General features: G+C 65.7%; 15 protein-coding genes. 7 read left to right on the top strand and 8 right to left on the bottom strand.

Annotated features, from left to right (window positions below):
- Nucleotides 1–6 precede the first annotated feature (6 nt).
- The 4 genes from CIT40_RS03960 to CIT40_RS03945 form a co-directional block, all read right to left on the bottom strand.
- Entirely contained in the window at nucleotides 7–2,220 is a 2,214-nt protein-coding gene (locus CIT40_RS03960) for an FAD-dependent oxidoreductase (protein ID WP_094891060.1), read from the bottom strand.
- A 156-nt stretch (nucleotides 2,221–2,376) separates the two neighbouring features.
- Nucleotides 2,377–3,585, bottom strand: coding sequence for an acetyl-CoA C-acetyltransferase (locus CIT40_RS03955; RefSeq protein WP_094890808.1), 1,209 nt, complete (start codon nucleotides 3,583–3,585; stop codon nucleotides 2,377–2,379).
- A 48-nt stretch (nucleotides 3,586–3,633) separates the two neighbouring features.
- Complete coding sequence (locus CIT40_RS03950) at nucleotides 3,634–5,424, bottom strand: acyl-CoA dehydrogenase C-terminal domain-containing protein (RefSeq protein WP_094890809.1); 1,791 nt, start codon at nucleotides 5,422–5,424, stop codon at nucleotides 3,634–3,636.
- 40 nt (nucleotides 5,425–5,464) lie between these two features.
- Nucleotides 5,465–5,851 (bottom strand): nuclear transport factor 2 family protein, encoded by a 387-nt coding sequence (locus CIT40_RS03945; RefSeq protein ID WP_094890810.1) that lies wholly within the window; start codon nucleotides 5,849–5,851, stop codon nucleotides 5,465–5,467.
- A gap of 192 nt (nucleotides 5,852–6,043) precedes the next feature.
- On the opposite strand from CIT40_RS03945, the gene CIT40_RS03940 reads away from it, so the two are divergent.
- On the top strand, nucleotides 6,044–6,634 hold the full coding sequence (locus tag CIT40_RS03940; protein WP_094890811.1) for a PadR family transcriptional regulator: 591 nt from the start codon (nucleotides 6,044–6,046) through the stop codon (nucleotides 6,632–6,634).
- A 105-nt stretch (nucleotides 6,635–6,739) separates the two neighbouring features.
- Here CIT40_RS03940 and CIT40_RS03935 read toward each other — a convergent pair whose 3' ends face one another.
- Nucleotides 6,740–7,345, bottom strand: coding sequence for a BrnA antitoxin family protein (locus tag CIT40_RS03935; RefSeq protein ID WP_094890812.1), 606 nt, complete (start codon nucleotides 7,343–7,345; stop codon nucleotides 6,740–6,742).
- 345 nt (nucleotides 7,346–7,690) lie between these two features.
- Here CIT40_RS03935 and CIT40_RS03930 point away from each other — a divergent pair, with 345 nt between their 5' ends.
- From CIT40_RS03930 to CIT40_RS03920, 3 genes are all read left to right on the top strand, one after another.
- A complete protein-coding gene (locus tag CIT40_RS03930; protein ID WP_162307343.1) occupies nucleotides 7,691–11,161 on the top strand; it encodes a tetratricopeptide repeat protein in 3,471 nt (1,156 codons plus the stop codon).
- A 338-nt stretch (nucleotides 11,162–11,499) separates the two neighbouring features.
- The gene (locus CIT40_RS03925) at nucleotides 11,500–12,417 is read left to right on the top strand and encodes a sulfite exporter TauE/SafE family protein (RefSeq protein WP_162307342.1); all 918 of its coding nucleotides are present in this window, start codon (nucleotides 11,500–11,502) and stop codon (nucleotides 12,415–12,417) included.
- Entirely contained in the window at nucleotides 12,414–13,184 is a 771-nt protein-coding gene (locus CIT40_RS03920; protein ID WP_094890815.1) for a TIGR02186 family protein, read from the top strand. Before CIT40_RS03925 ends, CIT40_RS03920 begins: the two co-directional genes overlap by 4 nt.
- A gap of 159 nt (nucleotides 13,185–13,343) precedes the next feature.
- Here the strand turns inward: CIT40_RS03920 and CIT40_RS03915 are convergent, their stop codons facing one another.
- Nucleotides 13,344–14,117, bottom strand: coding sequence for an MBL fold metallo-hydrolase (locus tag CIT40_RS03915; RefSeq protein ID WP_094890816.1), 774 nt, complete (start codon nucleotides 14,115–14,117; stop codon nucleotides 13,344–13,346).
- Between the two features lie 13 nt (nucleotides 14,118–14,130).
- A complete protein-coding gene (locus tag CIT40_RS03910; RefSeq protein ID WP_094890817.1) occupies nucleotides 14,131–15,039 on the bottom strand; it encodes a DMT family transporter in 909 nt (302 codons plus the stop codon).
- 96 nt (nucleotides 15,040–15,135) lie between these two features.
- On the opposite strand from CIT40_RS03910, the gene CIT40_RS03905 reads away from it, so the two are divergent.
- From CIT40_RS03905 to CIT40_RS03895, 3 genes are all read left to right on the top strand, one after another.
- Nucleotides 15,136–15,999 carry a LysR family transcriptional regulator gene (locus tag CIT40_RS03905; protein ID WP_162307341.1) on the top strand — a complete coding sequence of 288 codons (864 nt, stop codon included), beginning with the start codon at nucleotides 15,136–15,138 and terminating at the stop codon, nucleotides 15,997–15,999.
- A gap of 223 nt (nucleotides 16,000–16,222) precedes the next feature.
- On the top strand, nucleotides 16,223–18,739 hold the full coding sequence (locus tag CIT40_RS03900; protein ID WP_162307340.1) for a glycogen/starch/alpha-glucan phosphorylase: 2,517 nt from the start codon (nucleotides 16,223–16,225) through the stop codon (nucleotides 18,737–18,739).
- Nucleotides 18,740–18,834: 95 nt separating this feature from the next.
- Complete coding sequence (locus CIT40_RS03895; RefSeq protein WP_094890820.1) at nucleotides 18,835–19,650, top strand: acyl-CoA thioesterase; 816 nt, start codon at nucleotides 18,835–18,837, stop codon at nucleotides 19,648–19,650.
- Between the two features lie 176 nt (nucleotides 19,651–19,826).
- Here CIT40_RS03895 and CIT40_RS03890 read toward each other — a convergent pair whose 3' ends face one another.
- Nucleotides 19,827–21,443: a phosphoenolpyruvate carboxykinase gene (locus CIT40_RS03890; RefSeq protein ID WP_094890821.1), complete on the bottom strand. Its 1,617-nt coding sequence runs from the start codon at nucleotides 21,441–21,443 to the stop codon at nucleotides 19,827–19,829.
- Between the last annotated feature and the right edge of the window lie 3 nt (nucleotides 21,444–21,446).

Below are 21,446 nucleotides of genomic sequence, written 5' to 3'. Positions count from 1 at the left end.
GCGCTCTCAGGCCGCCGCCTTCTTCGGCGCGAAGCGGCCGTAGAAGGTTTCGCCCTTCGCCGCCATCTCCTCGAGCAGTTTCGGCGGGGTGAAGCGCGAGCCATACTTCGCTTCCAGCTTGCGGCAGAGCTCGACGAACTTCTTCGCGCCCATGAAGTCGATATAGGACAGCGTGCCGCCGGTGAACGGCGCGAAGCCGAAGCCGAGGATCGAGCCGACATCGGCCTCGCGCGGATCGGTGATGACGTGGTCCTCGACCGTGCGCGCGGCCTCCACCGCCTGCACGACCAGGAAGCGCTGCTTCAGTTCCTCGATATTGAGCGTGTCGGGGTCGAGCTGCTTCGGCTGCAGCGCCGACAGGCCCGGCCACAGGCTCTTCGAGCCCTTGCCCTTCTCGGGATAGTCGTAGAAGCCCTTGCTGTTCTTGCGGCCGAGGCGGCCCTGCTTCTCGACCATCTCCACCATCAGCTTCTTCTGGTCGGGGTTGATGGCGTTGGGGCCGAGATCGGCTTCGGTCGCCTTCATGATCTTGAGGCCGAGATCGAGCGCGACTTCGTCGGAGAGCGAGAGCGGGCCAACCGGCATGCCGGCCATCTTGGCGCAGTTCTCGATCATCGCGGGCGGCACGCCCTCCAGGAACATCTCGTTGCCTTCGGCGACGTAGCGGCCGACGCAGCGGTTGGCGAAGAAGCCCCTGGAGTCGTTGACGACGATCGGCGTCTTGCCGATCTGCCGGACGTAGTCGAGCGCGGTCGCAAGCGCGAGGTCGCCGGTGTTCTTGCCCTTGATGATCTCGACCAGCATCATCTTCTCGACCGGCGAGAAGAAATGGATGCCGACGAAACGACCCTGGTCCTTGAAGGACTCGGCCAGCGAGGTGATCGGCAGCGTCGAGGTGTTCGACGCGAAGATCACGTCCGGCTTCATGTGCTCCTGCGCCTTGGCGAAGGTATCAGCCTTGACCTTGCGGTCCTCGAACACCGCCTCGATGACGAGGTCGACGTCCTTCAGCGCCGCATAGTCCGCGGTCGGCGTGATACGCGCGAGCAGCGCTTCGGCATCCGCGGGCTTGGCGCGGCCCTTCTTGATCTGCTCCTCGATCACCTTCTGCGCATGCGCCTTGCCCTTGTCGGCGCTCTCCTGGTCGCGGTCGATCAGGACGACGTCGAGCCCGGCGCGGGCCGAGACATAGCCGACGCTGGCGCCCATGAAGCCGGCGCCGATCACGGCGATCTTCTTCACCTTGGTTGCGGGCACGTCCTTGGGCCGGCGCGCTCCCTTGTTGAGCTCCTGCATCGACAGGAACAGGCTGCGGATCATCGCCGCCGCTTCCTTCGAGCGCAGCACCGAGGTGAAGTAGCGCGACTCCACGCGCAGCGCGGCGTCGATCGGCAACTGCAGGCCTTCATAGACGCAGCTCATGATCGCGCGCGCGGCCGGATAATTGTCGTAGGTCTCGCGGCGATAGATCGCGTTGCCGGCCGGGAACATCATCATGCCGGCCTTGGAGAACACCGGGCCGCCGGGCAGCTTGAAGCCCTTCTCGTCCCAGGGCGCGACCGCCTTGCCGCCGCCCTTGATCCAGTCCTTCGCGGCCTTGACGAGATCGGCGGCGGGAACGATGGCGTGGATCAGGTTCAGCGCCTTGGCCTTCTCGACCGTGACAGGATCGCCCTTGAGCAGGATCGTCATCGCGTCCTGCGGCGGCACCAGGCGCGGTACGCGCTGCGTGCCGCCGGCGCCGGGGAACAGGCCGACCTTGACCTCGGGCAGGCCGAGGCGGGTCTTGGGATTCTCCGCGGCGACACGATAGTGGCAGCACAGCGTGATCTCGAAACCGCCGCCGAGCGCGAGCCCGTTGATCGCGGCCGCCCACGGCTTGCCCGAGGTCTCGATCGAGCGCAGCACCAGCGAGAAGCGGCGGCTCTGGTCGAACAGCATCTGGTTCGCCGCGGTCTCGCCCTGCTCCTTGAACACCTTGGCGTAAGCCTGGTTCATGCCTTCGAGCATCGACAGGTCGGCGCCGGCGCAGAACGCGTCCTTGGCGGAGGTGATGACGACGCCCTTCACCGCGGCGTCGGCCGTTGTCGCCTTGACGATCGCGTCGAGCTCGCTGGTCGAGGTCTCGTCGAGCACGTTCATCGAACGGCCTGGGATGTCCCAGGTGACGAGCGCGATGCCGTCTGCGTCGGTCTCAACCCTGAAGTTCTTGTACGACATGTGGTGCTCCCTCGGTGCCAGCAGCCAGTGTTCGGCGCGGCGGTTGATGGTGATCTCGTAGGGTGGGCAAAGGCGCTCTAGCGCCGTGCCCACCGTCACTTGCGGAGATATCAATGGTGGGCACGCTTCGCTTTGCCCACCCTACGGACCTGCTCGTCACACCCGCTCGATGATGGTCGCGGTGCCCATGCCGCCGCCGATACACAGCGTGACCAGGGCGGTGGATTTGTTGGTGCGCTCGAGCTCGTCGAGCACGGTGCCGAGGATCATCGCGCCCGTCGCCCCGAGCGGATGGCCGAGCGCGATGGCGCCGCCATTGACGTTGATCTTGGCATTGTCGATGTCGAAGGCCTGGATGTAGCGCAGCACGACCGAGGCGAAGGCCTCGTTGAGCTCGAACAGGTCGATGTCCGACTTCTTCATGCCGGAGCGCGCGAACAGCTTTTCGGTGACGTCGACCGGACCGGTCAGCATCATCGCCGGCTCGGAGCCGATGTTCGCAAACGCGCGGATTTTTGCGCGCGGCTTCAAGCCGTATTTGCTAGCGGCTTCCTTGCTGCCGAGCAGCACGGCGCCGGCGCCATCGACGATGCCCGACGAATTGCCGGCATGATGCACGTAATTGACGCGCTCGATCTCCGGATGGGACTGGATCGCGACGCCGTCGAAGCCGCCCATCTGCGCCATCATCGTGAACGAGGGCTGCAGCTGCGCCAGCGACTGCATCGTCGTCGAGGGACGCATGTGCTCGTCCTTGGCGAGGATGGTGAGTCCGTTGATGTCCTTCACCGGCACCACGGATTTGTCGAAGCGGCCTTCCTCCCAGGACTTCGCGGCGCGCTGCTGGCTCTGCACCGCGTAAGCATCGACGTCATCGCGCGAAAAACCGTATTTGGTGGCGATCAGATCGGCCGAGACGCCCTGCGGCATGAAATAGGCCGGCACGGCCATCGACGGATCCATCGGCCAGGCGCCGCCGGAGGCGCCGATGCCGACGCGGCTCATCGATTCGGCGCCGCCGCCGATCACCAGCTCATGCTGGCCGCTCATCACCTGCGCGGCCGCAAAGTTCACGGCGTCGAGGCCGGAGGCGCAGAAGCGGCTGATCTGCACGCCGGGCACGGCTTCGCCGAGACCGGCCTTCAGTGCGGCGAAGCGCGCGATGTCGGAGCCGGCTTCGCCGACCGGATCGACCACGCCGAGGATGACGTCGTCGACGGAGTCTTGCGGCAGGTTGTTGCGGTCCTTCAGCGCCTTAAGCGGCACGGTCGCGAGCGCGAGCGCGGTGACTTCGTGCAGCGCGCCGTCCGCCTTGCCGCGGCCGCGGGGGGTCCGAACGTGGTCGTAGATGAATGCCTCAGGCATGACGCCCTCCTGATGTGATGTTCGAATTTCGAAGACGCGGAAGCAGCCTCAGAACGCTTCCGCCGGCAATTCCATGATGGTGGCGCAGCCGGACTGGATGCGGGCGAGATTGGCGGCGGTCTCCGGCAGCATCCGCTCCATGAAGAAACGGCCGGTGACGAGCTTGGTCGAGAGATAGGGCGTCGCCCCGCTCTCGGCAATCTTGGCATTCGTCACCTTGGCCATCTTGGCCCACATGTAGCCGAGCGCGACGAAGCCGAAGAGATTCAGGTAATCGGTTGCGGCGGCGCCGGCATTGTCGGGCTTCGCCATCGCGTTCTGCATCAGCCAGGTCGTGGCCTGCTGGAGATGGCCGAGCGAGGTCGACAGCGGCGTGATGAACGGCTTCAGCGCCTCGTCGCCGCCGTTCTCCTTGGCGAAGGCCATGACTTCGCCGAAGAAGGCCATGATGGCGCGGCCGCCGTCGCGCGGCAGCTTGCGGCCGACCAGATCGAGCGCCTGGATGCCGTTGGCGCCTTCATAGATCATGGCGATGCGCGCATCGCGCACGAACTGCTCCATGCCGTGCTCGGCGATGTAGCCGTGGCCGCCATACATCTGCTGCGCCTGCACCGCGTTGGCGAAGCCGTAATCGGTGAGGAAGCCCTTCAGCACCGGCGTCATCAGGCCCATGTGATCGTCGGCGGCCTGGCGATCTTTGGGGTCCTCGGAGCGGTGGGCGACGTCGCTCTTCAGCGCGGTCCACATCACGAAGGCGCGCGCGGCTTCGTTGAAGGAACGGATCGAGAGCAGCGTGCGGCGCACGTCGGGGTGAACGATGATCGGATCGGCCTGCTTGTCCGGCGCCTTGGCCCCGGTCAGCGAACGGCCCTGGATGCGCTCGCGGGCATAGGCGACCGCGTTCTGATAAGCGACCTCGGACTGCGCGAGGCCCTGCACGGCAACGCCGAGCCTCGCCTCGTTCATCATCACGAACATGCCCTGCATGCCCTTGTTCTCTTCGCCGATCAGCCAGCCGGTGGCGTTGTCGTAGTTCATCACGCAGGTCGAATTGCCGTGGATGCCCATCTTGTGCTCGATCGAGCCGCAGACGACGCCGTTGCGGGCGCCGACTGAGCCATCCGGATTCACAAGGAACTTGGGCACCACGAACAGCGACACGCCCTTGATGCCGGCGGGTGCGCCCTCGATGCGCGCGAGCACGAGGTGGATGATGTTGGGGGCGAGGTCATGCTCGCCGGCCGAGATGAAGATCTTGGTGCCCGTGATCTTGAAGCTGCCGTCGGCCTGCCGCACCGCCTTGGTGCGGAGCATGCCGAGATCGGTGCCGCAATGCGGCTCGGTCAGGTTCATGGTGCCGGTCCATTCGCCGGCGACCATCTTGGGCACGTAGGTCTGCTTCTGCTCGGGCGAACCATGAACGATCAGCGCCGCGGTCGCGCCCATGGTGAGGCCGCCATACATCGAGAACGCCATGTTGGCGGAGATCTGGAATTCGTTGACGGCCTGCGAGAGCGTCACCGGCAGGCCCTGGCCGCCGAACTCGGTCGGCGCCGACAGACCGAGCCAGCCGCCCTCCGCGACCTGCTTGAACGCTTCCTTGAAACCCTTCGGTGTGGTGACGCTGCCGTCATCGGCGCGCTTGCAGCCTTCAAGATCGCCGACGCGATTGAGCGGCTGCAGCACCTCTTCGGCGAGCTTGGCGGCTTCGCCGAGAATGGCTTCGCGCACGTCGCTCGAGGCGTCGGAGAAGCCGGCCAGATTGTCGTAGCGGTCGATCTGGAAGACGTCGTTGAGCAGGAAGTTCACGTCTTCGACGGGGGCTTTGTAGATCGGCATTGCGGTCTCCCGGCAGAGGGCTTGAAGGATGATGTTGGGCTTATGATTGGGCGGCGGCAAGCTGCTCCGCCATCAGGCGGTGCAGCATGTTGATCGCCTTGAGCGGACGCACCATCACCTTGAAATGGGTGATGTGTCCCTCGGCATCGAAGCTGATGATGTCGACGCCGTTGATCTCGATACCGTCGATGACATTCTTGAATTCGAGCACGGCGCCGTTGTCGCTGCGCCATTCACCGACATAGGTGAAGCCGGGACCGCCGAGCACTTGCTCGGCGCTGGAGAGGTATTTGAAGGTGATGTCGCGTCCGCGCTGCGGCGAATGCACGACAGGGCTTTCGAAGACGGCATCGGGGTGCAGCAGGTCCCACAGCGCGGCGCGGTCGTGAGACTTCATGTAGGCGTACCAGGAGTCGAGACCGGTCATTCTCGGGTGCCTCCCTCAAGGCCTTATCAAAATGCGAAAACAACCCCATGCACAGTAGCGAGCTGATTGATTTCGTTGAGCTTTTACAGGCCGGATTTTGACACCGCCCTGCACGCTTCATATGCACATTGACGCATATGCGCGGATACGCATAAAGTCAAGCGAGTTCGATACTGGAGAAGGAGGCCGGTCATGGCACTGGGCGACGCAATCCTCGCATGCCTGACGGAACGCCCGATGACGGGCTACGAGCTCGCCAAGACATTCGACTCCTCGATCGGCTTCTTCTGGAAGGCCGACCACCAGCAGATCTACCGCGAACTCTCCAAGCTGCGCGACCGCGGCCACATCCAGGGCCGCGAGGTCGTGCAAACAGGCAAGCCCAACAAGCTGGTTTATACGCTCACTCCGGAGGGTCGAACAGCGCTGCGGCACTGGGCCGCGCGGCCAAGCACGCCGGCCTCGACCAAGGACGACCTGCTGGTCCGCCTCCATGCGCTCGACAGCATCGACATCGAGCCATTGCGCACCGATCTGATGGCCCGCCTGGAACACCACCGCGACCGCCACGCCAATTACGAGCGCATCCTGAAGAAGCGCTTCCCTGAGGGCACCGCCGAGGGACGGCTCGACCTCGGAAACCTGCTCCTGCTCCGCTTGGGCGCCCGGCATGAGCAGATGGTGGCCGACTTCTGCGAAGAGACGCTCGATGCGCTGTCGGCGATGACCGGCAGGGGCACGGTGGTGCCGTTGGAAGACGGCAAGCGCGAGGGGAAGGGGTAGGCGCTCGCGAGGCGCGAGCGGGTCTTGGAGCCCGAGACCTATCTCTGCCGGACTGGACGCGGTGACATCGGCGCCCGCTAGGGACCGGTACGACCAGTACAGACCTCAGCGCCCCGCCGCGCGCTTGGGCGTGATGGCTTTCCGCTTTCCAGCTGGGACCGGGTCCTTATGGGTGCGCTTGTCGCTTCGAAGAACGATCTTTTTGAGGGTCGTGTCGATCTCCGACTGCCAGCCACGGCCCTTCTTCCTAAAGAAGCCAACAACCTCAGGGCTCAAGCGGATCGATACCGGAACTTTCTTAGGCGCTCTCTGAGGCCCTCGCTTTCGTCCAAATACCGACAAAACATCTGGCGACAGCACCTCTTCCGGGTTCTTCGCCCGAGCAAAATCCGCTGCGGTCCACTCCGGGTTCTCCGGATCATCAACGACCTTTTTTCGTGAGACCATATTGCTCAATCTCCTTTTCGGTGGCGGGGCGAAGGCTGATCGCCCGGACCCTCTTGCACCCGTCCTCAGCTCCGTGACGGTGAATGCGAGGACAAAGGCACCCTTGCCGATGAATCCAAAGCCGCGATATCGGGTCTCGCCGTAGTTCTTGCGGTCGTCCTGCAGGATCTTGACCGGACTGAACTCGCGGGCTCGCGCGAGCCTAATCCCGTGCTTGTCGAGATTGGACGCGTCCTTTTTCAGGTCAAACTCGATATCAAGCATTCGCAATTTGTATACACAATTTGAGAGGCTCGCGCAAACCGCGTGTGTACAGGCTGCCTGAGAGCAGTCTCATGTCGGGCCAGCATGCCGGAGAAACCACCGGAAGCCGAGAAGCTCTAGCGTACTCGGGGGCCTACCCGTCACGGCTGGAAAACGCCCCCCCGGTTCCCCCCGCCCAACTTTAAGACACCGTCAACGCGTTCCTTAACCCGTTATTTACCGTAACGGACAAAAGTCGGTTTTCGAGGCAGACGACCCGCGCCAAATCCGATTGTCTTGCAATCGGCACGCGTGGGGAGACTGGAGGCGCCGGGTGGGGCGCCGGAGTCGGAACCGGACAGAGTCATGAATTCGCGCGTATCGTGGAGTGTTGACGGCATCGATCCATCCGTCAGGGAGCGGGCCGAAGCTGCTGCGCGTCGTGCCGGCATGTCACTCAACGATTGGCTGAACTCCACCCTCGGCGAGACTGCTCCCCCGAACTTTCGCGAACCTTACGACCAGCGGCCGCAAGCTCCGCCCGCTCCGAGCCAGGAAAGCCGCGAAGTCGCCGACATCCACCAGCGGCTCGACGCGATCACCCAGCAGATCGAACGGATCTCCAAGCCCGCGCAGCGCCGGGATTCGTCACGACAGGATTCATCGCGGCAGGACCCTTCGCGGCCAGACGTCGCGCGCGAGCAGGGCGTTGCGCGCCAGCTCAACGATGCGATCTCGCGGCTCGATGCGCGGCTGTCGCAAATCTCCAGGCCGCCGCAGCCTCAACCGCAGCAGCCTCCGGCTCCGCGCCCCGCGCCGGCCGACGCGCGCCAGCGCCAGGCCGATGCGGTCGAGCGCGCGGCAGCGCAGGTCTATCGCAACGCCCCGCCCCTGAGCCCCGCGTCGTTCGACGTCGCCGTCGCCGAGATCACCGCGCGGCAAAGCGAGCTCGACGGCTTTACGCCGCGGCAAATGCCGCCGCGTGCCGCGCCCTCGATCGCGCCCAACGCCGCTCCCTGGGCCGCCCCTGTCGCACCTCCGATGGCGCCGCCCGCGCCAGCCTATGCTCCGCCGCCACCGCAGCCGGGGCCGGATTTTTCCGCGCTCGAGCGCCATCTGCTCAAGATCACGAGCCAGATCGAGTCGCTGCAGCGCCCCGACAATACCGAGCAGGCGATCGATGCGTTCCGCAGCGAGCTTGCCGAGATCCGCAATGCCATCACCGAGGCGATGCCGCGGCGCGCGATCGAGTCGATCGAGAACGAGATCCGCTCGCTGCACCGACGGATCGACGAGACGCGTTCCAACGGCACCGACGGCCAGGTGCTGTCGGGTATCGAGCACGCGCTGTCCGACATCAAGCAGGTGCTGCGCACGCTGACGCCGGCGGAGCAGCTCACCGGCTATGACGAGGCGATCCGCAATCTCGGCGCCAAGCTCGACCTGATCCTGCGCGCCAATGACGATCCCTCGACGGTGCATCAGCTCGAAAGCGCGATCGCAGCGCTGCGCGGCATCGTCTCCAACGTCGCCTCCAACGAAGCGCTCGCACGCCTGTCCGAAGACGTGCAGATGCTGTCGTCCAAGGTCGACCAGGTCACCCGCGCCTCCGGCCAGGGCGACAGCTTTGCGGTGTTGGAGCAGCGCATCGCGGCGCTCACCGCGGCGCTGGAAACGCGCGAGCGGCCGCAGGCCACCGAGAGCACCGAGCACCTGGAATCCGCCATCCGCGCGCTGTCGGACCGCTTCGACCGCATGCAGGTCGGCAACGATTCGGCCTCGACCTTTGCCCATCTCGAACAGCGCGTCTCGTATCTGCTGGAGCGGATCGAAGCCGCCGCCGATCCGCGCAACGGCAATTTGAGCCGCGTCGAGGACGGGCTGCACGACATCCTCAGGCACCTCGAGCGGCAGCAGGCGACCTATTCCGCGCTGGCCGAGAGCCGCAGTTCCGCGGCCCCGGCCGATTCCGGAATGGTCGATCTGGTCAAGCGCGAACTGTCCGACATCCGCTTCAGCCAGGCCGAGACCACCCGCAGCACCCAGGACTCGCTCGACGCCGTCCACAGTGCGCTCGGCCATGTCGTCGACCGCCTTTCCATGATCGAGGGCGATCTGCGCGCGGTGCGCACCGCGCCGCCGGCCCCTGCAGTGCAGCCGATGCCGATGGCCGCTCCCATGGAGCCCGCGCCGCCGATGGCGCGTGAGCCGCGGCCGCAGGCCCAGCAGCCGAAATACGATCCGAAGCCCGAGCTGCCGAACCCCGCCGCGCAGCAACACGGCCAAAGCGCCTTCTCACAAGGCGCCTTCTCCGCCGCGCCGCGTGAATTCCATGCCGCGGCCCCCGCCGCGCCGCCGCCGGTGCCATCGGCACCACCGGTCCCGCCGCGCGCGATCAGCGAGATCCTCGAGCCGCACACGGTGCCCGCGCGCGCCGCGCTCGCGCCGGAATTGCCGCCGGATCATCCGCTCGAGCCGGGCACACGGCCCGGTGGGCGCGTTGCCACGCCGTCGGAACGCATCGCCGCCTCCGAGAGCGCGATCAGCGACATTCCCGCCGCCGCGAAGGAGCCGGTGTCGTCGTCGAGCTTCATCGCAGCCGCCCGCCGTGCCGCTCAGGCCGCCGCCGCGCAGCCGGAAAAGCCGGCCCGCGGTGCCAAGGGCAGTGCGAAGGCCGGCGCCGATCGCGCCAAGGACAAGGGCAAGGACGGCGGCTCGACCATCACTTCGAAGATCCGCTCGCTGCTGGTCGGCGCGAGCGTGGTCGTGATCGTGCTCGGCACCTTCAAGATGGCGATGAACCTGCTGGAGGGCAGCCCGCCGCCGGCGCCGCAGGCCATGGACAATACGCTGAGCCAGCCCGCGCCGCAGGCTCCGCCGCCGCCGGTGATCGAGAACAAGCCCGCCACGCCCGAGCAGGTCACGCCCTCGATGACCTCGCCGACGCCGATCGGCCGGCAATCCCAGAACAACGCCGCTCCGGCCCCGGGCAGCTCGGCCTCGGTTGAAATTCCGCCCGCGCCCGCCGCAGCCGTGCCGCCGCCTGCCGCGAGCAGCGACGTCACCGGCGCGCTGTCGGGCACGAGCCGCGCCAAGCTCGGCATGATCCAGGTGCCGTCGAGCGAAAAGCTGCCCGACGGCATCGGCGGCCCGCTGCTGCGCACCGCCGCGATGAAGGGCGATGCGACCGCGGCCTACGAGATCGGCCTGCGCTTTGCCGAAGGCAAGGGTGTTGCCACGAATTACGACGAAGCGGCCAAATGGTACGACCGCGCGGCGCAGGCCGGCGTGGTGCCGGCGACCTTCCGCCTCGGCACGCTCTACGAGAAGGGCCTCGGCGTGAAGAAGGACGCCGACGTCGCCCGCCGCTACTACACCCAGGCCGCCGAGCGCGGCAACGCCAAGGCGATGCACAATCTTGCGGTACTCGACGCCGATGGCGGCGGGCGCGGCGCCAACTACAAGAGCGCGGCACAGTGGTTCCGCAAGGCCGCCGATCGCGGCGTCGCCGACAGCCAGTTCAACCTCGGCATCCTCTATGCCCGCGGCATCGGCGTGGAGCAGAACCTCGCCGAATCCTACAAATGGTTCAGCCTGGCCGCCGCGCAGGGCGATACTGACGCGTCCGGCAAGCGCGACGACGTCGCCAAGCGCCTCGACCCGCAATCGCTCGCCGCGGCCAAGCTTGCGATCCAGACCTTCAGCGCCGAGCCGCAGCCCGACGACGCCGTCAACGTTGCGGCCCCGAACGGCGGCTGGGACAGCGCGCCGCAGGCAAGCGCCAAGCCGGCACCGAAGGCGGTTGCAAGCAAGAAGTCGGCCTCGGCGGCGCATTAAACTTTAAATAGAACGAAACGAGCCGCGCACTCGGTGCACCTCTCGCGCTTGCGGGGGATGTCGACGCGCGAAGCGCGGCGGGTGGGGGTTCTCTCCTCTGGGCAGTCCCACTGCTGAAATACCCTCTCCCCAACCCTCCCCCGCAGGCGGGGGAGGGAGCGCACCACCGGTGTCGAAACGATCGAGTCTCTTTTTCCTCTTTTCTTCACCCATTCACCACGCCCGACATTCCCCGTCCCTCCCCGCTCCGAATTCCGCTATTGAAGGACGCGGCAATCGTTCCGACCATCCGGCGGGCATTGCGCAATCGATCCGTCCCGCCGGAGCGTGGTCTCTCGATGCAGCTCTACCTCCCCATTGCCGATCTTCCGGTCAACGTCTTCCTGGTGCTGGCGATGGGCGCCGCGGTCGGCTTCGTCTCGGGCATGTTCGGAATCGGCGGCGGCTTCCTGATGACGCCGCTGCTGATCTTCATCGGCATCACGCCGGCGGTGGCGGTCGCCTCGGTTGCGAGCCACATCGCGGCTTCCTCGTTTTCCGGCGCGCTGTCCTACTGGCGGCGGCGCGCGATCGATCCGGCGCTGGCGGGCGTGTTGCTCTCCGGCGGCGTGACCGGCACGGCGCTGGGGGTGTGGACCTTCACGCAGCTGCGCGCGCTCGGCCAGCTCGACCTGATGATCGCGCTCTCCTACGTCGTGCTGCTCACCACCGTCGGCAGCCTGATGTTTTCGGAAGGACTGCGCGCCCTGATGCGGACCCGGCGCGGCGCGCTGCCGCCGCGACGCACCCACAACTGGATCCACGGCCTGCCGCTGAAGATGCGGTTCAAGCGCTCCAAGATCTATCTCTCGGTCATCCCGGTGGTGATCGTCGGCATCATGATCGGCTTCATCGGCGCCATCATGGGTATCGGCGGCGGCTTCATCCTGGTGCCGATCATGATTTATCTCCTGCGGGTGCCGACCTCGACGGTGATCGGAACCTCGATGGTGCTGACGCTGGTCACGATGCTGTTCGCGACCATGCTGCACGCGGTGACCAATCATCTCGTCGATGCCGTGCTGGCGCTGATCCTGATGGTCGGCGGCGTCACCGGCGCGCAGTTCGGCGTCCGTGCCGGACAGAAGATTCGCGGCGAGCAACTGCGGCTGCTGCTCGGACTTCTGATCCTCTCGGTCGGGATCCGCTTCGCGGTCGAACTGGTGATCCAACCCTCGGATCTCTTCACTATCCGCGAGTTGGGGGCGAGCGGATGATGCGCGCGCTTCTCATTTTCTGTGTCATCCTGCTGCTCGGCTCCGCCGCGCGCGCCGAGCGGCTGATCGTGTCAGTCTCCAACCACCGCGTCACGGTGACCCCAAACTATTCCGGCGAGGAGCTGGTGCTGTTCGGCTCGGTCGAGAAAGACGCGACGACGCCCGCCGATCGCACCGCCTACGATCTCGTCGTCACCGTGATGGGTCCGCGCGCCGACATGGTGACGCGGCGCAAGGAACGCACCTTCGGCATCTGGATCAACACCGACTACCGGCAGTTCCTGCAGGTGCCGAGCTATCTGGCGCTGTTCGCCAACCGCTCCTTCGACGCGATCACCTCGCCCGAGATCGCGCGGCGCCAGCAGATCGGGCTGAACAACGTGCTGCTGACGCAGCGGGTCAGCGGCGACTTTGCCGACGTGGTGCCGAATGACGCGTTCCGCTCGGCCTTCATTCGCCTGCGCACCCAGCGCGGGCTCTATCGCGAAGATCCGAGCGCCGTGACGTTCCTGACGCCGACGCTGTTCCGCACCGGCATTCCGCTGCCGGCGGAGGTGCCGATCGGCACCTACGAGGTCGAGATCAGGCTGTTTGCGAACGGCGCGTTCATCGGCAAGACCGAGACCGCGTTCGAGATCGTCAAGGTCGGCTTCGAGCAGTTCGTCGCCACCACAGCGCGGCAGAACGGGCTGATCTACGGCCTCGTCACCGCCGCGATGGCACTGATGACGGGATGGATGGCGTCGATCGTGTTCAGGAAGGATTGAGGGGCGCAGTCACGCGCCGTTCTCTCTCGTCATCGCCCGGCTTGACCGGGCGATCCAGTATTCCAGAGGCCAGCGTTAGGGAGCTCACTCTTGCAACATCCGCCGCGGCGTACTGGATGCCCCGGTCAAGCCGGGGCATGACAGCGGAGGCAGTGGAGATTACGGCGCCTCGATCACCGTCGGCACGCCCGGCTCCAGCAGGCGCAATCGCGTCCCGAAACCGAGCACGTCGAAGGTCTTGCGCAGATCCTCGCTGTTCTGGCGGAAATGCGCCCAGCCTTCGGTATGCACGGGCACGATCGTCGCATCGGGGAAGGCGCGTGCGGTCTCGATGGTGTCGTTGGTGTCCATGGTGAGATGGAACGGCCCGCGCGTCTGCGCCGCGCCCGCGAAAGGCAGAACCACGCCGCATTTGAAGCGGCGCGCGACTTCGGCGACGCCGTCGAACCAGGTGGTGTCGCCGCTGATATAGACCGCGCTGGTGTCCTTGCGGCTCGACTGCACGACGAAGCCAACCACGTCGCCCGACAGCGGCTCGATGCCGGCCGGGCCGTGGCGTGCCGGCGTCGCGGTGATCGTCAGCGTGTTGCCGTCGCGGTCCTTCAGATGCGCGGTCGCCCAGGGCGCGAGCCCTTCGACATGGCCGCCGAGGCGCTTTGCGCCCGCCTCCGTCGTCAGCACGCGCTTGACCTTATGGAGATAGTCGCGGCCGGAATTGTCGAGATTGTCGGAATGCTGGTCGTGGCTGAGCAGCACGGCATCGACCGGGCCGATCGCATCGGGCCTCATGGCTGGGCCGACGGTCTTCTCCAGCTTCACATGCGGCAATTGATAGGCGCCGGGCGCATCGAATGTGGGATCCGTGAGCAGGCGGAAACCGTCGATCTCGATCAGCGCCGTCGGACCGCCGATCAGGGTGATGGCAATGGGCATGGGAATTCTCCTCTTACACGACGGGCTTTGCGGGACGGGTCACCAGGTAGATGCCGAGCGCGACCGGAATGATGCCGAGGAGATCACGGGCCTCGACGTGCTCTCCTAGGACCAGATACGCGAACAGCATGCCGAGCGGCGGCATCAGGAAATGATACGCGCTGGCGGCGGTCGCGCCGCACACTTTCAGGAGATGGAACCAGAGCCAATAGGCGAGGATGGAGCCGCCGAGCACGAGGAACGCGAAGGCCCCGATCAGGCCCGGCGTGACATCGATCGCGTGCACGTCTGCGAAGGTGAACGCGACCGGCGTCAGCACGATGCCGGCGGCCAAGTTCTGCACGCCATTGCCGATCCACAAGGAGCCTTTCGGCGCCAGCAGCTTGAACAAGATGGTGCCGGCGACGAGCGAGGCCAGCGAGGCCAGCGTGAAGACGATGCCGTGCAGGGAATCCGTGCCGACCGACAGGCGATGCCAGACGATCAGCGTCACGCCGGTGATGCCTAGCAGCAGGCCGCCGGCCTTGCGCCAGGTCATGCCTTCGCCGAGCAGCAGCGCGGCGAGCGCGGCGGTGAAGACCGGATTGGCCGAGACGATCAGGCCGCCGAGACCGGCCGAGACCGATTGCAGGCCGGTGTAGCCGAGGCCGAGATAGAGCGCGTTGTTGGCAATCCCAAGCACCGCGAAGATCACCGTATCGCGCCACGACAACGACCAATCGCCGCGGATCAGCGTGGCGCCCAGGATCAAGATGCCGGCGAGCGAAAAGCGCGCCGCGAGCAGGATCAGCGGCGGACAATGGGTGACGCCGATCTTGCCGGCGACAAAGGCGTAGCTCCAAAGCAGGCAGAACAGGCCGATGGCGAGCGGCAACGTGTTGAAGCGGCGGCTGGGGACTGAAATCGAGGGGGCGAGCGACATGGGGCATTCTCCTGAGCCTCGATCTAGGGACCCCGCTTGTCATTTGGAAATTAAATGATTAACTCCTCGTCAGTTGATTTTCGAATGGAGGCCGCCATGCTCGATCTCGAGCTGCTGCGCAGCTTCGTCTCGGTGGTCGAGGCCGGCGGCTTCACCCGCGCCGGCGAGCGCGTCCATCGCACGCAATCGACCGTCAGCCAGCAGATCAAGCGGCTGGAGGACGATATCGGCCAGGTGCTGCTGCATCGCGACGGCAAGAACGTGCGCCCGACCGAGGCCGGCGAGCGGCTGCTGTCTTATGCCCGGCGGCTGCTCTCGCTCGCCGAGGAAGCGCGCGACGTGCTGCGCCAGCCGGATGGCGAGGGCGCGATCCGGCTCGGCATCCCCGAGGATTTCGCGGCTTACCGGCTCACCAAATTACTGGGGGCGTTCTCGCGTTCGCATCCGGGCCTGCGGCTCGACGTGCGCGCCGATCAGAGCAAGCACCTGGCGCGCGATCTCGAACGCGGCGAACTCGACCTTGCGCTGTTCAAGCGTGCGGCCGGCGAGAAGGGCGCGATCGCGGTTTGGCCGGAGCGCGTGCACTGGGTCACCAGCAAGAGCCATCCGGTCGATGTCCACGCCGCGTCCGTGCCGCTGATCGGCTTCCCGGCCGGCTGCCTCTACCGGGCCGGCGCCATCCACGCGCTGGAAAGCGTCGGGCGCGCTTGGCACATGGCCTATTCCTCGTCGAGCCTGTCGGGCATCCAGGCCGCGGTCGCCGCCGGCATGGGGCTGAGCATCCTGTCGGAAATGTCGATCCAGTCCGACCACCGCGTGCTGACGGCAAAGGACGGTTTTGCGCCGATCAACAAGACCGAGGTCGCCCTGATGGCCTCGCCCGATGCGAGCCCGGCAACGCTGCGCCTTGCGGATCGTCTCGCCGAATTTTGCGATGCGGTGCAGGCCAAGGCGGCGTGAAGCCGCTCGGCAGTTTCACAGACCATTCCTCCACACTGATGGCTGAATTGATCGGCAATCTGCCGCCGAATCCCGGTTTCTCCGTGCTCGCCCGGGTTCCCAAATCGGCCCGTTCCTTGCATAAATTTACGCCAGCGCAGTGCAAGGCCGCATCGGCGACAGTTCCGGTGCAGGGGCAAGACGCGTAAAGTTTAGTGGTGTGTTCGACCAGGAAGTGACGGCTTTGCAAGATCAATCGTTCCAGCCCAGTTTTCCCGCCCCCGGCCAGCCGATCGACGAACTCGCGCTGGCCGAGATCAAGGGCACGATCCTGGCGAAGCTGCGCCTTGCCATCGGCAAGGATGCGGGCATGGCGACCAAGCACGACTGGTACCAGGCCGCAGCGCTGGCGCTGCGCGACCGTGTCGTGCATCGCTGGCTCACGGCCGAGAAGCACAGCTACGATGCGGGCCGCAAGCGCGTCTATTATCTCTCGCTCGAATTCCTGATCGGCCGTCTCTTCAGCGACGGGCTCAACAACATGGGCCTGCTCAAGATCTTCGAGGTCGCGCTCGGCGATCTCGGCGTCTCGCTGCCGGAGCTGCGCAAATGCGAGCCGGACGCAGCGCTCGGCAATGGCGGCCTTGGGCGGCTTGCCGCCTGCTTCATGGAGAGCATGGCGACGCTGTCGATCCCCGCGATCGGCTACGGCATCCGTTACGATTACGGCCTGTTCCGCCAGATCATCAACCAGGGCTGGCAGCAGGAATATCCGGACGAATGGCTGAGCTTCGGCAATCCCTGGGAATTGCAGCGACCCGAAGTGATCTACGACATCAATTTCGGCGGCGGCGTCGAGCATGTCGACGACAAGGGTCGCGACCGCGCGATCTGGCATCCGGGCGAGACGGTGCAGGCGATCGCCTACGACACGCCGATCGTCGGCTGGCGCGGCCAGCACGTCAACGCGCTCCGGCTGTGGTCGGCGCGCTCGCCCGATCCGCTGAAGCTGGATGCCTTCAACAAGGGCGACTATGTCAGCGCCACCGCCGAGCAGTCGCGCGCGGAAGCGATCTGCAAATTCCTCTATCCGAACGACGAGAGCCCGGCGGGCCGCGAGCTGCGGCTGCGCCAGGAATATTTCTTCGTCTCGGCCTCGCTGCAGGATCTGATCAAGCGGCACCTTGCCTCCGACGGCCAGCTGCGCAGCCTGTCGAGCAAGGTCGCGGTGCAACTCAACGACACCCATCCGAGCCTTGCCGTCACCGAGCTGATGCGCATCCTCGTCGACCTCCACAATTTCCGCTGGGACGAGGCCTGGAAGGTCACGGTCGCCACGCTGTCCTACACCAACCACACGCTGCTGCCCGAGGCGCTGGAGACCTGGCCGGTCGAGCTGTTCGAGCGGCTGCTGCCGCGGCATCTCGAGATCATCTACCGCATCAACGTGCAGCATCTGGCGCTGGCCGAAGCGCGCGCCCCCGGCGACATCGACTTCCGTGCCTCGGTCTCGCTGATCGACGAGAAGAGCGGGCGCCGTGTCCGCATGGGCCAGCTCGCCTTCGTCGGCTCGCACCGCATCAACGGCGTCTCGGCGATGCATTCGGACCTGATGCGCGAGACCGTGTTCCACGATCTCAACCATCTCTATCCCGGCCGCATCACCAACAAGACCAACGGCATCACCTTCCGCCGCTGGCTGATGCTGGCGAACCCGAAGCTGACCGACCTGTTGCGCGAGACCTGCGGCGAGGCGGTGCTGGACGATCCCACCCAGCTCAGCCTGATCGAGGCGCGCGCCAGCGACGTCGAATTCCAGAAGAAGTTCCGCAACGTCAAGCTTCACAACAAGACCGCGCTGGCGCGCCTGATCGGCGAACGGCTCGGCATCAAGGTCGACCCGACCGCGCTGTTCGACGTGCAGATCAAGCGCATCCACGAATACAAGCGCCAACTCCTCAACGTCATCGAGACCGTCGCGCTGTACCAGGCGATCAAGGACGATCCCACCGGCAATTGGGTGCCGCGCGTGAAGATCTTCGCGGGCAAGGCGGCGGCGAGCTATCGCTATGCCAAGCTGATCATCAAGCTGATCAACGACGTCGCGGAGGTCGTCAACAACGATCCCGCGATCGGCGGCAAGCTCAAGGTCGTGTTCCTGCCGGACTACAATGTCAGCCTCGCCGAAGTGATCATTCCCGCGGCCGATCTGTCCGAGCAGATCTCGACCGCCGGCATGGAGGCGTCCGGCACCGGCAACATGAAGCTGTCACTGAACGGCGCCCTCACCATCGGCACGCTCGACGGCGCCAATATCGAGATCCGCGACCATGTCGGCGCGGAGAACATCGCGATCTTCGGCATGGAAGCCGGCGACGTGATGATCCGGCGCAAGCAGGGGCTGGACGCCTCCGACCTGATCCGCAATTCGCCGAAGCTCTCGCGCGCCATCAACGCGATCGGCGCCGGCGAGTTCTCACCCGGCGATCCCGGGCGCTTCGAATCGATCGCGCATGCGCTGCGCTATCTGGACCATTACATGGTCAGCGCCGATTTCGATTCCTATTACGAGGCGCAGCGCAGCGTCGACGCGCGCTGGCTGGTCTCGCCGGCCTGGACCCGCGCCTCCATCCTCAACGTCGCGCGCATGGCCTGGTTCTCCTCGGACCGCACCATCCGCGAATATGCCGAGGAGATCTGGAACGTGCCGGTGAACCCGACCACGCCGCTGCTGCCCAATCTGCGCGACGCCGCCGGCTGATTTTTCCGCGGCGTGGAAGCGGCTACGTGCGAGGTCATTGCGCGAACCGGCGTCGGACGTGATATGACGTCCGACATTGAAAGCCGGATCAGACAATGCACGCCAAGCTTCCCCACCCCTTCGACGACGCCACCCGCGTCACCGCCGGCGACTCCAGCTGGCAGGGGCACACCAGCGACGATTACTGGGCCTTCGTCGGTCCGTTCGGCGGCGTCACCGCCGCGACGATTCTGCGCGCGCTGATCGAGCATCCGCAACGCGCCGGCGATCCGCTCGCGCTCACCGTCAATTATTGCGCGCCGATCGCCAAAGGGCCGTTCGATCTCGACGTGCGGCTGGTGAAGGCCAACCGCTCCAGCCAGCACTGGAGCGTCGAGCTCAGCCAGGGCGGCGGCGAGGTCGCTACGCTCGCCACCGCAGTGTTCGCCGAGCGGCGGCCGTCCTGGGAGCACCGGGTGGCGCAATATCCGGATGCCAAACCGTTCGAGGAGACGCTGCCGTTTCCGAATATCAAGGCATCCTGGGCCAACCAGTACGAATTCCGCTTCGTCGAGGGCGAGATGCGGATCGGGCCGCCGCAGGCCGAGCTCGCCGGCACCTATTCGAAGATCTGGATCAGCGATCGCGAGCCGCGCAAGCTCGACATGCCGTCGCTGATGTCGATGTCGGACGCCTTCTTCGGCCGCATCTTCCACGCGCGGCGCGAGCTGGTACCGTTCGGCACAGTGTCGCTGACGACCTATTTCCACACCGACAGCGACGGGCTCGCGGCCGAGGACATCACGCGCGTGCTGGCGACGGCGGATTCCAAGATCATGCACAAGAGCTACGCCGACCAGAACGCCGAGCTGTGGTCACCGAACGGCCGGCTGCTCGCGACCACGACGCAGATCGCGTATTTCAAGGCGTGAGCGCTTCCACAGACTCGTCATTGCGAGGAGCCCTTGCGACGAAGCAATCCAGACTGCCTCCACGGAGGGATCCTGGATTGCTTCGCTGCGCTCGCAATGACGCGTGGAGGGAGCTCTCACGAAACAAAAAGGGCGGCCCTGCGGCCGCCCTTTGAATTGAAGACTGAGCGAAGATCTTACTCCGCCGCGAGCTTCACGTCCGGCGCGGCGGCGCGGACTTCGGCATCGACCTGGGCTTCGAACTTGGCGAAGTTCTTCTGGAACATGCCGACCAGCGCGCGGGCGGTCTTGTCGAACTCGTCCTTGTCCTTCCAGGTGTTGACCGGGTTGAGGATCTCGGCCGGCACGCCGGGCAGCGCGGTCGGGACCGCGAAGCCGAAATATTTGTCGGTGCGGAATTCGACGTTGCGAAGCGAGCCGTCGAGCGCGGCGGTGAGCAGCGCGCGCGTCACCTTGATCGGCATGCGCGAACCGACACCGTACTTGCCGCCGGTCCAACCCGTGTTGACCAGCCAGCAATCGACATTGTGCTGGGCGATGAGGTCACGCAGCATGTTGCCGTAAACGGACGGGTCGAGCGGCAGGAAGGGCGAGCCGAAGCAGGTCGAGAATTCCGGCTGCGGCTCGGAGCCCAAGCCGCGCTCGGTGCCGGCGACCTTGGCGGTGTAGCCGGACAGGAAGTGATACATCGCCTGCGCCGGCGAGAGCTTTGCGATCGGCGGCAGCACGCCGAAGGCGTCGGCCGCGAGCATCACCACGTTCTTCGGCTGCGGCGCGCGCCCGGTGCGCGAGGCGTTCGGGATGAAGTCGAGCGGATAGGCCGAACGCGTGTTCTCGGTCTTGGAGCCGTCGTCGAAATCCACCACGCGGGTGTCGTCGTCGAGCACGCAGTTCTCGAGCACCGCGCCGAAGCGGGTCGAGGCGGCGAAGATCTCCGGCTCGGCTTCCTTCGACAGCTTGATGCACTTGGCGTAGCAGCCGCCTTCGAAATTGAAGACGCCGTTCGGGCCCCAGCCGTGCTCGTCGTCGCCGATCAGCGTGCGGTTGGGATCGGCCGACAGCGTGGTCTTGCCGGTGCCCGAGAGGCCGAAGAAGATCGCCGCGTCGCCCTTGGCGCCGACATTGGCAGAGCAATGCATCGGCATCACGCCGCGCTCGGGCAGATAGTAGTTGAGCGTGGTGAAGACCGACTTCTTCATCTCGCCGGCATAATAGGAGCCGCCGATCAGGACGATCTTGCGGGCGAAATCGATCGCGACGACGTTCTCCGACTTGCAGCCATGGCGCTTCGGATCGGCGCGGAAGCTCGGCATGTCGATGATGGTGAGCTCCGGCGTGAACGTCGACAGCTCGATCGCCTCGGGGCGGATCAGGAGCGTGCGAATGAACAGCGAGTGCCAGGCGAGTTCGGTGAAGACGCGCGTCTTGATCCGGTAGGCCGGGTCGGCGCCGCCGTAGAGATCCTGCGCGAACAGCTTCTTGCCTTCGGCGTGCTTGAGGAAGTCCTGATAGAGCGTCTCGAACTGCTCTGCGGTGATGGACTGGTTGCCGGCCCACCACATCTTCTTGTCGGTGGTGGCGTCGCGTACCGTGAACTTGTCCTTCGGGCTGCGACCGGTGAACTCGCCAGTGTCGGCGCAGAGTGCGCCGTCAGCGGACAGCACCGCCTCACCCGCAGCGAGCGAGTATTGATAGAGCTGCGGCGCACCGAGGTTCCAGTGAACCTGCTTGAGATTCCTTAAGCCGAATTTGTCGGCGCCGAAGGCACCGTTGCGCACGCCCGTCTCTTGCACGAA

The organism is Bradyrhizobium amphicarpaeae (genome assembly GCF_002266435.3).
Classification (GTDB): domain Bacteria; phylum Pseudomonadota; class Alphaproteobacteria; order Rhizobiales; family Xanthobacteraceae; genus Bradyrhizobium; species Bradyrhizobium amphicarpaeae.
This window is presented reverse-complemented; position numbering and strand designations above follow the sequence as displayed.

What these genes read in the sequence shown, in the direction of transcription:
- CIT40_RS03960 (WP_094891060.1), bottom strand. Translation starts at nt 2,220, where the DNA reads ATGTCGTACAAGAACTTCAGGGTTGAGACCGACGCAGACGGCATCGCG.
- CIT40_RS03955 (WP_094890808.1), bottom strand. Translation starts at nt 3,585, where the DNA reads ATGCCTGAGGCATTCATCTACGACCACGTTCGGACCCCCCGCGGCCGC.
- CIT40_RS03950 (WP_094890809.1), bottom strand. Translation starts at nt 5,424, where the DNA reads ATGCCGATCTACAAAGCCCCCGTCGAAGACGTGAACTTCCTGCTCAAC.
- CIT40_RS03945 (WP_094890810.1), bottom strand. Translation starts at nt 5,851, where the DNA reads ATGACCGGTCTCGACTCCTGGTACGCCTACATGAAGTCTCACGACCGC.
- CIT40_RS03940 (WP_094890811.1), top strand. Translation starts at nt 6,044, where the DNA reads ATGGCACTGGGCGACGCAATCCTCGCATGCCTGACGGAACGCCCGATG.
- CIT40_RS03935 (WP_094890812.1), bottom strand. Translation starts at nt 7,345, where the DNA reads ATGCTTGATATCGAGTTTGACCTGAAAAAGGACGCGTCCAATCTCGAC.
- CIT40_RS03930 (WP_162307343.1), top strand. Translation starts at nt 7,691, where the DNA reads ATGAATTCGCGCGTATCGTGGAGTGTTGACGGCATCGATCCATCCGTC.
- CIT40_RS03925 (WP_162307342.1), top strand. Translation starts at nt 11,500, where the DNA reads ATGCAGCTCTACCTCCCCATTGCCGATCTTCCGGTCAACGTCTTCCTG.
- CIT40_RS03920 (WP_094890815.1), top strand. Translation starts at nt 12,414, where the DNA reads ATGATGCGCGCGCTTCTCATTTTCTGTGTCATCCTGCTGCTCGGCTCC.
- CIT40_RS03915 (WP_094890816.1), bottom strand. Translation starts at nt 14,117, where the DNA reads ATGCCCATTGCCATCACCCTGATCGGCGGTCCGACGGCGCTGATCGAG.
- CIT40_RS03910 (WP_094890817.1), bottom strand. Translation starts at nt 15,039, where the DNA reads ATGTCGCTCGCCCCCTCGATTTCAGTCCCCAGCCGCCGCTTCAACACG.
- CIT40_RS03905 (WP_162307341.1), top strand. Translation starts at nt 15,136, where the DNA reads ATGCTCGATCTCGAGCTGCTGCGCAGCTTCGTCTCGGTGGTCGAGGCC.
- CIT40_RS03895 (WP_094890820.1), top strand. Translation starts at nt 18,835, where the DNA reads ATGCACGCCAAGCTTCCCCACCCCTTCGACGACGCCACCCGCGTCACC.